18 protein-coding genes are annotated in these 13,659 nt (G+C 59.1%); 15 read left to right on the top strand and 3 right to left on the bottom strand.

The genetic code is table 11. The features are described from left to right. Positions 1–159: 159 nt before the first annotated feature. Positions 160–1,011: a hypothetical protein gene (locus tag NKI96_RS11245; protein ID WP_352804408.1), complete on the bottom strand. Its 852-nt coding sequence runs from the start codon at positions 1,009–1,011 to the stop codon at positions 160–162. Positions 1,012–1,086: 75 nt separating this feature from the next. After that, positions 1,087–1,791, bottom strand: coding sequence for an SOS response-associated peptidase (locus NKI96_RS11240; RefSeq protein ID WP_352804404.1), 705 nt, complete (start codon positions 1,789–1,791; stop codon positions 1,087–1,089). Positions 1,792–1,847: 56 nt separating this feature from the next. Between NKI96_RS11240 and NKI96_RS11235 the strand changes: the two genes are divergently transcribed. Next, positions 1,848–2,084 carry a hypothetical protein gene (locus NKI96_RS11235; protein ID WP_352804401.1) on the top strand — a complete coding sequence of 79 codons (237 nt, stop codon included), beginning with the start codon at positions 1,848–1,850 and terminating at the stop codon, positions 2,082–2,084. A gap of 22 nt (positions 2,085–2,106) precedes the next feature. Then, positions 2,107–2,925, top strand: a complete 819-nt coding sequence (locus NKI96_RS11230) for a hypothetical protein (RefSeq protein WP_352804398.1) — start codon at positions 2,107–2,109, stop codon at positions 2,923–2,925. On the opposite strand, the gene NKI96_RS11225 is transcribed toward NKI96_RS11230, so the two are convergent. Beyond that, positions 2,911–4,365: a tyrosine-type recombinase/integrase gene (locus tag NKI96_RS11225; protein ID WP_352804395.1), complete on the bottom strand. Its 1,455-nt coding sequence runs from the start codon at positions 4,363–4,365 to the stop codon at positions 2,911–2,913. The two genes, NKI96_RS11230 and NKI96_RS11225, sit on opposite strands and share 15 nt — an antisense overlap. 310 nt (positions 4,366–4,675) lie before the next feature. Here NKI96_RS11225 and NKI96_RS11220 point away from each other — a divergent pair, with 310 nt between their 5' ends. The 13 genes from NKI96_RS11220 to NKI96_RS11155 all read left to right on the top strand — a co-directional run bounded on the left by NKI96_RS11220 (position 4,676) and on the right by NKI96_RS11155 (position 13,659). Beyond that, the gene (locus NKI96_RS11220; RefSeq protein WP_352804392.1) at positions 4,676–6,028 is read left to right on the top strand and encodes a tyrosine-type recombinase/integrase; all 1,353 of its coding nucleotides are present in this window, start codon (positions 4,676–4,678) and stop codon (positions 6,026–6,028) included. Continuing rightward, a complete protein-coding gene (locus NKI96_RS11215; RefSeq protein WP_352804389.1) occupies positions 6,025–6,711 on the top strand; it encodes a hypothetical protein in 687 nt (228 codons plus the stop codon). Before NKI96_RS11220 ends, NKI96_RS11215 begins: the two co-directional genes overlap by 4 nt. 133 nt (positions 6,712–6,844) lie before the next feature. Next, the gene (locus tag NKI96_RS11210; RefSeq protein ID WP_352804386.1) at positions 6,845–7,039 is read left to right on the top strand and encodes a DNA-binding protein; all 195 of its coding nucleotides are present in this window, start codon (positions 6,845–6,847) and stop codon (positions 7,037–7,039) included. A 193-nt stretch (positions 7,040–7,232) separates the two neighbouring features. Continuing rightward, entirely contained in the window at positions 7,233–7,847 is a 615-nt protein-coding gene (locus NKI96_RS11200) for a hypothetical protein (protein ID WP_352804381.1), read from the top strand. Then, entirely contained in the window at positions 7,837–9,156 is a 1,320-nt protein-coding gene (locus NKI96_RS11195; protein ID WP_352804378.1) for a hypothetical protein, read from the top strand. Before NKI96_RS11200 ends, NKI96_RS11195 begins: the two co-directional genes overlap by 11 nt. Then, positions 9,153–9,791, top strand: a complete 639-nt coding sequence (locus NKI96_RS11190) for a hypothetical protein (protein ID WP_352804375.1) — start codon at positions 9,153–9,155, stop codon at positions 9,789–9,791. The genes NKI96_RS11195 and NKI96_RS11190 overlap by 4 nt, the downstream gene beginning before the upstream one ends. Next, complete coding sequence (locus NKI96_RS11185; RefSeq protein ID WP_352758561.1) at positions 9,788–10,087, top strand: DUF6074 family protein; 300 nt, start codon at positions 9,788–9,790, stop codon at positions 10,085–10,087. The genes NKI96_RS11190 and NKI96_RS11185 overlap by 4 nt, the downstream gene beginning before the upstream one ends. Beyond that, complete coding sequence (locus NKI96_RS11180; protein WP_352804372.1) at positions 10,084–10,761, top strand: hypothetical protein; 678 nt, start codon at positions 10,084–10,086, stop codon at positions 10,759–10,761. Before NKI96_RS11185 ends, NKI96_RS11180 begins: the two co-directional genes overlap by 4 nt. Then, a complete protein-coding gene (locus NKI96_RS11175; RefSeq protein ID WP_352804370.1) occupies positions 10,758–11,066 on the top strand; it encodes a helix-turn-helix domain-containing protein in 309 nt (102 codons plus the stop codon). The genes NKI96_RS11180 and NKI96_RS11175 overlap by 4 nt, the downstream gene beginning before the upstream one ends. 102 nt (positions 11,067–11,168) lie before the next feature. Beyond that, positions 11,169–12,086, top strand: a complete 918-nt coding sequence (locus NKI96_RS11170; protein WP_352804367.1) for a hypothetical protein — start codon at positions 11,169–11,171, stop codon at positions 12,084–12,086. Further along, positions 12,083–12,331: a hypothetical protein gene (locus tag NKI96_RS11165; protein ID WP_352804365.1), complete on the top strand. Its 249-nt coding sequence runs from the start codon at positions 12,083–12,085 to the stop codon at positions 12,329–12,331. The genes NKI96_RS11170 and NKI96_RS11165 overlap by 4 nt, the downstream gene beginning before the upstream one ends. Before the next feature lie 186 nt (positions 12,332–12,517). Further along, positions 12,518–13,045 carry a hypothetical protein gene (locus NKI96_RS11160; RefSeq protein WP_352804362.1) on the top strand — a complete coding sequence of 176 codons (528 nt, stop codon included), beginning with the start codon at positions 12,518–12,520 and terminating at the stop codon, positions 13,043–13,045. Between the two features lie 284 nt (positions 13,046–13,329). Then, positions 13,330–13,659, top strand: a complete 330-nt coding sequence (locus tag NKI96_RS11155; RefSeq protein ID WP_352804359.1) for a hypothetical protein — start codon at positions 13,330–13,332, stop codon at positions 13,657–13,659.

Below are 13,659 nucleotides of genomic sequence, written 5' to 3'. Positions count from 1 at the left end.
GTGCGGCAAGAACGAATACATGCACGCCGAGACGCAAAACCCGTCGGCACGAGAACGGCAGGGCATTCGAGTGACGCGACTGGCTGAAATAAGGATAGTCCGGCGAGTGGTTTGGAGGGATGAATAGCTGAGGAGGGCTGCTTCGACCCATTGCGGACGTTACTTTATGACTGCGCCCACGGCCAATCGGTCAAGCTCTGCCGGAGAAGGTACCCTGCCAATTTCCACGCAGCGCGCCAGCAGTCCAATCAGGATGCGACTAGCCAGACGGTAACCAGTCTCCAATTTATCGGGCTTTGCTTTTGCTCCATGCACCGCCTGTGAGCGAATAGAATAGGCTCTCTTCACTTCCTCAAAATACGCTGCTTTCTCATCTGGCGTGCCGTCCATCAAAATCGCCGCATACAGCGCCAGTCGTCGGCTGAGCTCTGCATCCACGGAAAGCAGTCCTTCGATGCCTGCCCATAGTAGCATGATACGAATATCGTGATCCGGAAGGTAGTGAGCATTGCCGAAGCATTTCATAGCCGAGCTAAACTCAGGAACCTTGGTCAGGCTGTCAAAGCTCGCTAAGTGTTCCCTGGCCCACGCCAATTGCTCTGTTGTCGCGAGGTGAATTTCGGATAGCGGGCTGACAAAAGGGGTTCGGTTGGCAGCGGAGTATGCCGGCTGGCTACCATCGCATACAGCGTACAGACTGAGGCATGGAGTGCGGCAGGCGACGCTCAGCAAATGGAACAACCAAAGTGCGTTCCATCCTTTTGCTGCTAACTCCTCGCCGCCGGCTGTGTCTTCAATCTCCAAGACGAACGATGCTATCTCGTCCCCTTGAAGAGCCGCAGCATAGTCGGAGAAACGGCGGCTCCCATCGGCCGCCTTTGAAATGTCCAGCGGTGGGATTGCGGGATTTAGCGAAATTCCCGGCGAAAGCTCGAAACGCTCGGGGATGGCGATCCCATGACCGAAGATCGTAATTTTGGTGCTGTCTATTCCCGCGATGACGCCGACCATACGACAGCATAGGCACATTCACCATGCGTCGCCATCCACCCGCAGGCTTTCAGCAGCCCCATGTTGCCGTCTGAGCTAGAACAGCGAACCCTGTGCCGGCGCCTGCAAGGGGAACTTGATCTGTGTGGCGGGCTTCTCGACGATCACCAAGGCATCGTCCGGTGCCGTCCGCTGTAGCTGCTTCGCCTCAGACCACGGCGCGGTCAGCCACGTCTCGGTCTCTTCTTGCGTCCTCAGGATAACCGGCATGGCCTTCTCGTGGATCGGCTTGATGAGAGCGTTGGGCGAGGTCGTCATGAAGCCATAAAGCTCGAAGTCGCCGGGGCCGTCCTTGACCTTGCGAACTCCGTGCCACCGCGACCAGAGGCCCGCGAAGAAGAACAGCGGGCGATCCTCATTGAGTGCGAACCAATAGTTCCGCTGAATGCCTGTCTCGGGGTCCTTGTCGCCCGGCGTGGGGCTAGGTTCCGCGAAGCTCGTCACCGGCACCAGACAGCGGTTCTGGACGCCGACAAACTGTTGCCAGTGGGAGTACTGCGGGTTGCGGATGTTGGTGGTGCCATAGTCGGCCTTGCCTTTGACCCGCTCGGGAGGCGTCGGCATCCCCCAGAGCAGTTTGGCAACCTCACGCTGACCATCTAGCGCGTTGCGGACCACCGGACCCGGCAGGTTGGGATAGATATCTAGGGACGGCTCAAGGTTGCCCAAGATGTCCCGCAAAGCCCCCGTCCATTGGCGGATGGCCTCTTGCGACGTGGTGAGGTTGTAGAGGTTGCACATGGCTACTAAGCTGCAACAAAAAATGGTCAGACACCATAGGCGCGGGGGAGCGAAACATGCCGATCAAATACAGAGTAACTACAAGGAGCCGCCTTAACGCCGACGGCGTCTATGGCGCCTGGATGTTGGTGGTTTCGCCGCTACTACAGGCACTCGGCTGGGCTTGGTATTTCTCAGTGCCTGAATGGTGGGCGCTCGGTTTGATCGCCATCACGGGCATAACGTTTCTTGGTGGCTTCGTGCTGCTCCTTGTTGGTCGAGACTTTGACAGCATCGTCGACGAGACGAACTGAGGGCTAGGGAGAGCACCACGCAATGGAACAAGCCCCGAAAGCTGGCGAATTGTTTCGTCGAAACTACATTCGCAATGAGAAGCTTTTGGCAGATAGCCCACGCGCCCGCCGAAGGGTGCTCACTCTCTTTTCAGAGACGGGCTCTATCAGCGCGCAAGAGAAGTTCGTGAATGCGGTCAAGGGTGAGCTCGGGATAGAATACCCGTATGAATACGGCTCGGCTCATGAAAAGTTCTGGCCGTCATGCGACATTTCCGATTTCTTGAGCGCAATTACGCTATTTCCGAGAGAGCTTTCTGTTCGAGACGCTGAAAGCTTCTTGAGCGGGGTCAAAAGGATTTTTGCGGAAGAACACCTCCAATACGAACTTGATGACCTTGGTGGAGTTCACTTTCTGTTGGATGAACAGTTCAAACAGCTTGCCGACGCAACCTTGGCGGGGCTTGGTGCACAGCGGTTCACCGCTTCTAGACATGCTCTTGATGACGCTCTGAGCAATCTTGGACCGGTGAAACAGAATGGAAAGGCGCTCATTCGGGGCGTTTTTGAAGCTGTAGAGAGCGCCTTTTTGGTTGTGATCAATCAATCATCGGTCCAGCAAATGAATGCGCAAGCCATCGACAGCCACCTTAGACCAATTCTGATAGCTCGCTACACCGGCTACTCCGACGCAAGCGACACAGTTGACCGCCTGCTTGCTGCGTTTAAGGCGTGGGTGAAGTCAGCACATCCATTTCGACACGGCGCCCCCCTAGATCAAGTTCATGAAGCACCGTTAGATGTTGCCCTGCTCTCCGCGACACAAGGCATGGGGTTTCTCCGTTACCTAGCCGTCGCTTAGGCTCGCTGGCACGCCTGTGGCAGACTGGAAATGCCCTGCTTCAGTTGCCACTCCGAAAGCCTTCAGCATCACCTCGGTCGCCACCTTAAGCCGCGCCTCTTCACCCCCATAGTTGTCCGCAGAGCCGCCACCTGAGTGACCCATGATGGACCGCTTGAGTTTCTCTGGGACCCAAGCAATTACCAGCAAGTCCTCCATGCGGTGGCGCAACGAGTGGGTTGTCACCTTCCTGTCCGTTACGACGGCTCTGACGTGCTTTCCAAGCGCCGCCGAGGCTTTGTCGCCGCCGCCTTCATGACCGTAGCGGAAGAATAGCATCTTGCTCTCACCTGCCGTTTTGACGGCCTCCTTGGCCGCTTCCAGGGCGTCCCCAATGAGGGGGACCTTTCGGCGAGAGACTTCGGTCTTAACCCGGCGCTCGTCATGCCACTCGACGTCGATGTGCGGGTACTGGGCACCGAGCATTACGTCGCTGACACGAAGCCCGGTGATCTCGGATAGACGGCAGCCCGTGCCCTCAAGCAGCCGCCAAATCTGTTGGAGGTCAGAGGCGGCGCGGTCGAGCACGCGCTCCCGAGTTGCCACCAATTGTTCTGGGGTGAAGGGGAGCCTCTTTCGTTTGTCGGGTTCGCGTCCGCTGTCGGCAACATCAAGCTTCTCGAATTGGTTCCTTGTGCCAGTTAGGTCGAACTCGCGAATGCCATGGGCAACGATGGCGCGCACGACATTGAGGTATCGGTCCACAGTCGCTGCAGTCGGGATTTCCTTCAACATGGCGTCAGCAACTTTTCTGGCATCGGCGCGCTTCATGTCTGCCAATACCGGATCATAACCCAAGGCCGATTTGACATGTCCCACGACGCGGTCGGCCTGTTGCTCGTCCCGCTTCTTCGATTTCTCCGAAGGATTGGTCTTGGTGAACCGGACCTTCAGATAGAGCCGTTTGGCATCCTCTAGGGTGGGCGCGGGACCGACGGGCTTGTTTGAGGAGGTCAGTAGCGTGAGCAGTGCCCGGTCCTCGTCAGAGACGCCAACGGGGTGGTCGGTCTCTTCGTCCCTCGGATAGCCTTTGACGATCCCCTCGGCGACGACGTCGCGAGTAATCCATTCGGCCAACTCGTCAGGATCGTCGGGATCGCCGCTGCCGGCGCGATACGGATTGAAGCCAAGGTCCCGAAGTCGCTTGGTCGCTTGGTCGAACAGTTCGCGCGCTGTGAGCTTCGCTGCCGGCGCCTTCACTCCATGCAACTCGTCCCATGCTTTGGCGAAGATTTGCTCTGCCTTGGCGTGGGTGGCGTCATACTGCTTGCGCACCTCGGCGTCGGTTTTCCCGAGGCGAAGCACCATCTCAGTCTTGCCGAGAATGCCTTGAAGGGCCTTTGGCACCTTCCTTCGATAGACCATCCGATTGCCGCGCGGCTGGACGTGTTCCAGTGCCATTTTCATCCTCGGTGTACCCCTCGGTGTACCTTTTGGTGTACCTCGGGGGACGTTGAAACCCTTGAGTTCCTTGATTTCTGGGGATTGTCGGGTGGAAACTGGTGCCCCCGGACGGAATCGAACCGCCGACCTTCGGTTTACAAAACCTGTCGCCATCCCTAACGAGACGCCACAAAACCGAACATCTTCCGGCCTGAAAGCCTTACGCAGCCTTTATTTCCGTGCGGTGTTAGCATATGTTGCCATCATCGGGTAACGGCGCATAACAGAGCAATTCGTTACCCCACCGTTACCCAGGGGGAAAATCAAAATGGGAAAGGCGCTCACGGCTGCATCACTCCTAAAGCTCAAAGCTGACCCCGCAAAACGGCGCGAGATTCCGGACGGAGTCTTGACCGGACTCTACTTCGTCATCCAACCGACAGGCCGGAAAGCTTGGGCAGTTCGATATCGGGCGGCCGGTGCACCGAAAAAGGTGACGCTGGGCAATTCGTTCTTCGGTGATGACGCTGACGCGGCCGGCCAGGAATTGACCCGCATGCGGCATGAAGCGGCGAGCGTCTTGGAGCGGGTTAGACGTGGCGAGGATCCCGGCGCCGAGAAGCAAGCGGCCAAGCGCGCACCAAAGCCTGATGCCGATCGTGATCTCTTCCTGAGCGTCGCCACCCGCTACCTGAGAGAGTATGCCGCCAAGCGTCGGAACTATCCCGAAAAGGCGCGGCTACTCGGCATGCGCCAGCAGGATGGAGAGTGGAAGACGAATGCCGACCGTGCGGCCGGCCTGTGGGGCGCCAAGCGCATCCATGACATCACCCGCCGGGATATTCGGGAACATCTGGAAACGATCGCTACGGCCGCGCCAATCGGCGCAAACAGGACTTTCGCCGAGCTCCGCAAGTTCTTCAATTGGACCGTCGGCAAAGACATTCTCGACACCTCTCCCATGGCCGACCTTCAGGCGCCATCCGAGGAGAACGACAGCCGCAACCGCGTCCTGATACGGCGCAAGGAAGTGCCAGGATCCAGCGACGATGAACTGCGATGGCTTTGGCGGGCGAGCCAATCATATGATGACACCGGGCGAGGGCCGTTCGGCTCTTTCCTGCAACTTCTTGTCCTCACCGGCCAGCGTCGCTCCGAGGTCGCCGAGATGACATGGCCTGAGGTCGACCTCAATGCTCGCGAATGGGTCATCCCAGCTGCGCGCTCTAAGAACGGCGAACCTCATGTCGTTCCGCTGTCCAAGCCGGCGCTGGCCGTCCTTAAAGCGGTGCCGAAGATCAAGGGGAAGGGCGGCTATCTCTTCACAACGGACGGCGAGCATCCTATCAGCGGCTTCTCACGGATGAAGCAGCGCCTCGACAAGCTCATGGCCGGCTATGCGGCCGAGGTCGATGCGAGCACCGACATTCCGCCTTGGACGCTCCACGACATCCGCCGCACCGTAGCGGCAGGCATGCAGCGGGTCGGGGTCAAAATGGAAGTAACGGAGAAGGTCTTGAACCATAAGTCAGGATCGTTCCGCGGCATCGCTGGCATCTATCAGGTCCACGATTACGCCGACGAGAAACGGGCGGCGCTGGATTCTTGGGCGAGCTTCCTAATGACGCTGGTCGATACCAAAAAGGCCAGCAACGTCGTCCGAATGAGGGCATCGAAATGAGGTTCACCGACCAAGGCATGGGCATGCTTCTCAACATGCTTGAGGAGCGCGGATTTGTTGAGCCTGGCCCAAACTGGCTTATGACCCGGCTTCACGCGATCGACTGGGATCATGAACAGGCGGTAAGGCGTAGGGACGTTTCGACCTTGGAGGCAGTCAAGGATCAAGCGCACGAAGACTTTTATGGCATCCGCACGACGATTCATTTCTTGAACCGCTGGGAATACGATCTGACCGCCGTCGGTCTCCGTGATGATGCTCCATTCTTCGATGATGCTTGGGACTCGACACCATACAACGTCACGATGGAAGACTTGGAAAAGTGGTCAGTACCGCCGGAATTCAGTGAGGAAGAAATCCAGGCCACCCGTCGCGTGTTGAGCGCTCTTGTACAAAGATCCGGCGACTTGCTCAAATATCACGTCCAGAACCACGCTTCCCGACCGGTCAAGAATGAGCAGCCGGAAATCACCGTCGTCATTGGTGGACTTGTCCGGCTTTGGTGCCAAGCGATGAAAATCGCCGAGCACGACATCAAACTGTCGGCCAGCTCTGGCAGCGCGGCGATGAATTTTCTCGAAACCGGCGCGGCCATCTTCCTGGATAATCCGCTCACACGCGAGAATATCGAGCGACACGTCATTGCCTACAGGAAGGGGAAGCGACGAGCGCTCCAGTCCTAAGGTTTAGGCGGCAGTGTCATGTCTAAACCGTGGTGCGTGTTTAGACCCGAAATAATCGCGCAAAGTGCTGTATTCTTTGGGACGGAAATGCATATGGTTAGGGGCCTAACGTTATCAACGTAAGGCACCATTGATGTCCACCACACAAGTCTACATCACTGCCCGGCAAGTGCTGGCGCGATACCATATCAGCGACATGAGCCTTCACCGGTGGCTCAACAACCCTGAACTTTCCTTTCCGAAGCCGATGGTGATCAACCGGCGTCGGTACTTCCTCGAGGCTGATCTCGTTGCCTGGGAGCGCGCTCGTGCCGCGAAGGCCGCATGAGCGCCGCCGACCTCTCCCCGCCCGAGCACGAGCATAGCGCTGCGATCGACCATGCCGCTCAATGGCTCGCGACAACGCCACCACGGCAGCGCCCAGCGCCGCTTGTGCCGGCCATGCGGGAAATGTTCGGGCTGTCAGCCGTTGATGTCTGCGCGGCTATTCGCGAATCCCAGTTGATCAGGGCACGCGCTGCATGAGCGAGTCCATCAATCTGGATTTGATCCAGAACGACCCGGACTTGCAGATGCGCACTGCCGGCCTCGATGTAGGTGTGGTGACCGATTATGCCGAAGCCATGGCCGACGGCGCTGAGTTCCCGCCGATTATCTTGTTCTTCGATGGCGCAGTATATTGGCCTGGTGACGGCTTCCATCGCATCGAAGCTGCAAGACGGACTAGCCGAGCAACGGCGATGGCCGACGTTCGGCATGGCAGCAAGCGCGATGCGATCCTGTTTGCAGTCGGAGCCAATGCATCTCACGGTCTTCGGCGCACCACGGCAGACAAGCGACGGTCAGTACTGGCAATGCTGCGCGACCCGGAATGGTCGAGACAATCAGATCGGGAAATCGGCAAGCGATGCGCCGTCGACCACAAGACGGTCGGCAGCATCCGTCGGGAGATCACGGGCGGCGGTGGGGAATTCCCCAAGGCCAGATCAGTCGCAGCCACCGACCGTGGGGAATTCCCCACGCCGCAACAGGAGGTGTCTGGTTCGATGGTCGAGCGCATGCTCGGCAAGGCAACCGACGACGCATTGATCACCGAATGCCGCCGGCGCGGGTTGGAGGTGACCCTTGCGGCCTGATTACGATTTCATCAAAGGGCTGGCTTCAGAGATCGGTTGCAATATCACCGACCTGATCGCGCTGACGCCTGGCAACGATCCATTCTACGCTGGTGTCGCGAGCAGGCGAGAGGCGGCCGAATGGTTTGCCGGTCTCTGGCTCTCGTGTGGATGGGTGGTCGGCAGTCATCCGCGCCGGCTTCACTACAATCTCGTTTCCCGCGAGACGCCAATCCTGCGGCCCAATGGCGAGCCCTATCAAAACACCGAAAACGATTGGAAATACTTCGCCTCAGCGTCACTGTCGGCGCGTTACCTGCGCCTGATACCGGATGGCGCCTTGTCGGATGCCCGGAACGATCCGCCAATCATCCATGCAGGTCCAGCGGCAACCGGAACGCCTTCGTTCGAGGTCTATGGCAGGGGCGGGGCCGGTCTGCAGTTCGGCATGGAACCGGCATCCATATATCCACCATTTGCATCGCTGAATCATTTCGACGCCTGCCAAGAATATCTGGTCGAGGTGTGGATCGAAAAGTCGACGATGAACGACGTCCTTGTGCCTTTGGCGCAGACGGTCGGCTTCAATCTGGTACCAGGCACTGGCGAAACTTCCGAGGTGCTCGCGAGGCTTGCCGTCGAACGAGTTGTTCAAGATCAGCGGCCGATGCGGATTCTGTACGTCAGCGATTTTGACCCTGGTGGCAGATCAATGCCTGTCGCGCTGGCCCGCAAGATTGAATACTGGGTTCGTGATGCCGACCTTGACCTCGACATCACGCTCCAGCCGATCGTTCTGACGCCTGAGCAATGCGAGGCATATCGTTTGCCTCGGATTCCGCTGAAGCAAACGGAGCGGCGAGCCGCCAAGTTCGAGGAACGATTCGGAAGCGGCGCGACAGAACTCGACGCCTTGGAAGCCCTTCACCCTGGGGTGCTGGCCACAATCGTGCGGAGCGAGGTCGAGCGGTATGTCGACCCCACACTTCCTGCTCGTGTGCGAGAAGCGAAGTGGAGTATCGAACGCAACGTCCGAAACTTCCGTGCCGAGGTGCTGAGCAACTACGACATCGCCTCTATCGAAAGTCGCTACAATGCCGCGTTCGATGGGTTCAAGGCCGAGGTTTTAGAAATCGAGGCAGAAACGGAGGCGCTCTGGCCAGAGATAGCCGAGGAGATTGAGGAGCAACTACCGGAGATCGAACTGGAAGATTTGCCGAAGCCGCGCGCGTCCACGCCACCGGCCACGCCTCTATTCGATAGCCGTCGCGACTACGTCGACCAGATCGACCATTACCGTGCCTGGCAGGGCAAAGGCGGTGATGCATGAGCAAACAGCCCAAGCCCTGGTTCCGAAAGGAACTGTCGGAAATGACGAAATACGATTGGCGCGATGCGGTGAACGCGGCGCCAAAATGGAAGCGCGAAACCATCCTTGGACGAGTCGCCACCAAGATCGCCGACTTCTACAACCCCGAACACGGCTTCGCCTATCCGTCTCTTGATCGGCTCGCGGCAGAACTCAATCTGACGCCGGAAAAGATCAGCCCTGCCATCTCCAAAATGAGGGCAGACGGAGCTCTCCAGAAATTTCACCGACGCGACGTCCCCGCCACCATCGCCCCACGGAAGGGCGAGCGAGGCCTGTTCATCAAGCTCAATTTCAGTTGGGCGGCAGACATGGCCGAGTTGGTTTCCAAGCCTCAGTTTGCCAAGGGGGAGGAGGGCGCCGCGCTGAAGGATGGGAGGCTTCGCAAACAGCAACGAAAAATACCGGTGACCGGTAACGACAAGCTTACGGTGACCGGTAACCGAGATCCTTACGGTGACCGTAAAGTAGATACCTTAGAGGGAAACCTTAGGGATACCAAAGACCGCTCTGACGGAACAGAACTTGGCGCCTACATGCGCGAGGGAGAGGAACAGACCAACAGCTACGCCAAGGCCAAGGGGAAAGCTGCATGACCGCTCAAATGGATTTGCTCGACTGGAATCCTCCTTGCCATGTGATCGTCTTCCCTCTGGTCCGACGGATTGGCAAGGTTCGCGACGTCGCCCGCAAGATGCTGGACAAGTCGACCGACCGCCATGCCGAAAGCTACCGTGACCAGGTGACCACCGGCTTGCTCGGGCACATGACCAGGGTCGGCATTCCCGAACAAGAGCAAGACGAGCAACTCGGTGCCTTCTGGTCGGCAGTCGACGCCGAGATGACGCGCTTGACCTATCGTGGCAGCCGACCAGACGGGAACGCTGCATGACGCTGGCGCTTCGCAAAGGCGACGTCGCACTGGTTGTCGACCGCGAGGAAGGCAGCTTCCCGCGCTGTCTGATCGATCGCAAGGCCGGCAGTTTCGTTGCCAGGGCCGTCACGGTCACGTCGGTCGCCGCGGATACCTTCCGGGGCAGGATACGCACCGGCGGCGCCCGCGTGGTCGAGCGAGCCGACGTTATCGCTGTTCGATCCAGCATCGACGATGCGCGGACGCTGTTCGAGCGGCTGTCATCCATTGGCGAGGCCGCCCGCGACGAGATCCGGCTTCTAGCCGAGCATGGACAACCGGGCCGCATGGTAATTCACGCTGCGCTTTTGACCGTCCGAGTCGAGTGGTCCGAACAGTATCATGGTCTAGAGTCCTCAATGCACGCTTGGCGGTGCAATCTTCTGCAGCCGCCTTTTGGCCGCTTTAGCACTGGCTTGGCCAGCCCGTATGCGGCTGCAAAGGGCAAGACTGATAGCAATGCCGTGGTTCTCGTTGAGCAAATTCTCTGCCTGCTTGAGAGAGACTTCGGCTCGCTTCGCACGTTGTCTGGCGATCGCCATTTCCAAGTTCAAAAGTTCAACCATTCCTCGGCATCCTCGATTCTCATCCCTTCCATCAGGAAACCCTCATTTTCCGGTTTGGTTCCGATTGTTGCGAGGGGGGATGCATGACGGACCCACTCGACATTCTCGCCGATCATCTGCAAGGCCTCGCCGATCAGGTAGCCGCTGCTTTACAGGCTGCGCGGGCAATGCAAGCCGAACGCAACGAACCTGTCGATTTCCAGCCGCTCACACGTCAACCCGACATTCGCAGCGACGACCTCATTGAGCCAAGTGCAGCGGCGAGCCGGTTCCATATCGCGAAAGATACGGTCCGGCTTTGGTGCCGGCAGAACAAGGTGTTTTGTGTAAAGGATGGGGGCCGGTGGCTGGTCTCTGCCTCATCCATCAGAGCCAAGCGTCGGGCCGGTTAACGGGTATCGCGTTTCGTCGCGTTTCATCGCGTTTGCAGCCCTTTGCCCATCGCGTTTGGACTGCCACCTTCCCCACATCAGGTCCAACCCGATGGGGAGCAAATGAACGTCCAGAATATTCTCAAGTCGTTGCGAGGAGGCCAGACGAGCACGGCCGACCAACTTCGGCAAACGCTCGACCAGATCGACATCGAAGGACTTGAGGCTGCTGCCGAGAAGCTTGAAGCTGATCGTCGCCGGGTACTGCTCGATGGCACAGACAAGGAACTGGAGGCGATCGAGACCAAGATCGCCGCGGCAAACCGCGATATCGAGCGCGCCTATGCGGCAAAGGCCGAGCTTGAGCGCCGGCTCGAGGCGGCTGCAATAACTGAGACCCAGCAAGAGCGAACCGCCAAATACGCCGCGGCCAAGGCCCAGGCAGATGCCGCCGCCAAGCTACTCGCCACCAAGTATCCGGCGATCGGTCGCGAGTTTGTTGCACTGCTCAAGACACTGGCCGAGGCGCAACTCGCCGTCGACCTTGCGAACCACAACCTTCCTGATGGCGCCGTGCCGCTGGTTGATCCCGAGTTCGCAATGCGCGGAAGGCCGGGCCAGCCCGAGAAGACCCTGAAGGAAGAGCGGGTCACGCTGTGGTGCTACGACTCGCCCGGCATCCAGGTCATGCCGCCAGATAAGCAGGACGAGATGAACCGGAGGCATCCGGGAGAGGATGTAGGTTCGGTCCAGGGCCAGCGGCGAGCGTATAGGCGTCGCCTAATCCGCCGCACATACGTTCCTTGGCAGTCACCGCAACGGCCAGTGGGCTTGGCAACGATCGAGATACCTGGCCTCAAGATAGGTGATCCACCGATCTTCGCATCACCCAGCTTCAGCGATGCCCGTTCTGTCCTGGCCAAGCTGGCACAGATCGCCGAGATGCGTCCTGCACCGGAGATCAACACGGCCGACATCATCGTTGAATACCTTGATGCAGCGGAAGCCGACGTATCCTCGAAGAACGAGGAAGCGGCATGAGCTTCGCATCCGAGATATACGCCAAGCGCGCCAATCGCCGCTCGCCGATCACGGGCTCAGCACCTCAGGCCGAGAAGGCCAAGGCACCGGCCCGCGCACGACAAGACCACACAGTCACCGCGCCAACGCAATCGGTGGCCAGCACCAAGCCAAGCACGGCCATGCCCGAGGCTGCCGCTATCTATGCGCGTCGTCAGGCACAGCGGGCAGCTAGGCCAGCAGGCGCGGGCGAGGTTGAAGAATGAAGAAACCGTCGAGCACTTGCCCAGTGATCGGCGCTGCCCTCCGAGACCCTGAGCGGGTCGGGGTCCGGAGGGTTATACCTATCCCCGGTTGTAGGTTCCTCCTTAGGTTGTACAAGGCTATGCGATGGGCGCTAGCCCGTAACGCGAGTGTTTTTCATGTTTTGATTTTTCCATTTCGCTTCGCATTTGGGGGCATCTGAACCCATGCCCCGAAAGTCGGAAAAGCAGCAAGCCAACACGATCGACACCGCGACAGCGGCTGCGCTGATCAAGGTGACGCCGCGCTATATCCAAAAGCTATCCGGTGATGGCTGGTTCAAGCCCATCGGTCGCGGAAGATGGAACCTGATCGACGTGGTGCAGGGCTACGTCACTTGCCTGAAGGACGACAGCCGGCAGGCTTCCAAATCAGCGTCAGACTCGCGTGTTCGGGACGCCCGGGCGAGAGAAATCGAACTCAGGATAGCCAGGGAAGAGCGGAAGCTCATCGCTATGGAAGAGTGTAACGGCTGTCTCGACCAAGTGGTCGGCGGCTTTATCACCATGCTGTCAGTGCTGCCCGCGCAGATCACGAAGGATGTGCGGGAGCGGCAGCGCATCGAAGCAATCGTCGACGCCGGCCGGCAGCGCCTTTCCGACAACTTCGCCAAGCTCTCCAACAACCTCCGCTCAGGTGATGAGCCTGACGACGATGACGATGAGGAGGAGTCCTGATGCCTTTCGTCCGGAACGAGTGGGGCGAGCGCGTCCTGATCTCCCCTCAAAGGACCGATTTCGAACTGCCGTACACGCCAGTTTCGGAGACGGTCGGGCAGGCCTTGAGCGACTTCTATCGGACCAGGGTGCCGGAGGATCACTCCGAGGCCACGGCAGCAGCGTACGCGCGCGCCAAGGCAGCCGGCTCTAACGATCGACAGCCCAAGCCAGTCGGGCGGAAGAGCCGCCCGATCGCCGTGGGAAAATGGACCCGCTGGCCATAACGCGAAAGGACGTCACCAATGGCACCATCAACTGAGGAGGCCGAGAAGATCAGCGCCGCACACGACGCCGGCTTTACAGAGGGTCTGATCCAGGGAAAGCGCGAAGGCGCCGCCGCGGAGCGTTCACGCTTCGCCAGCATCGTTCGGTTGTGCGACGGGAACCGTCGGCATCTCGAGGGTGCCGTCGACCTCGCGCTTTCGCTGCCTGAAATCAGTGCCGAGCGCGCGGTCGAAATGGCCACGGGGTTTTTCCACACCGTAGAATCGTCGACGCAGATCAGGCTGTCGGGTGGATCCTCATATCTGATGGGGTCTGTCTCGGACCCGTTGGCCAGGTTTGGACGCTGA

Source organism: Mesorhizobium sp. M0292, assembly GCF_040321695.1.
Lineage (GTDB): Bacteria > Pseudomonadota > Alphaproteobacteria > Rhizobiales > Rhizobiaceae > Mesorhizobium.
The sequence above is the reverse complement of the archived record's forward strand: the minus strand, read 5'-3'. Positions and strand labels throughout refer to the sequence as shown.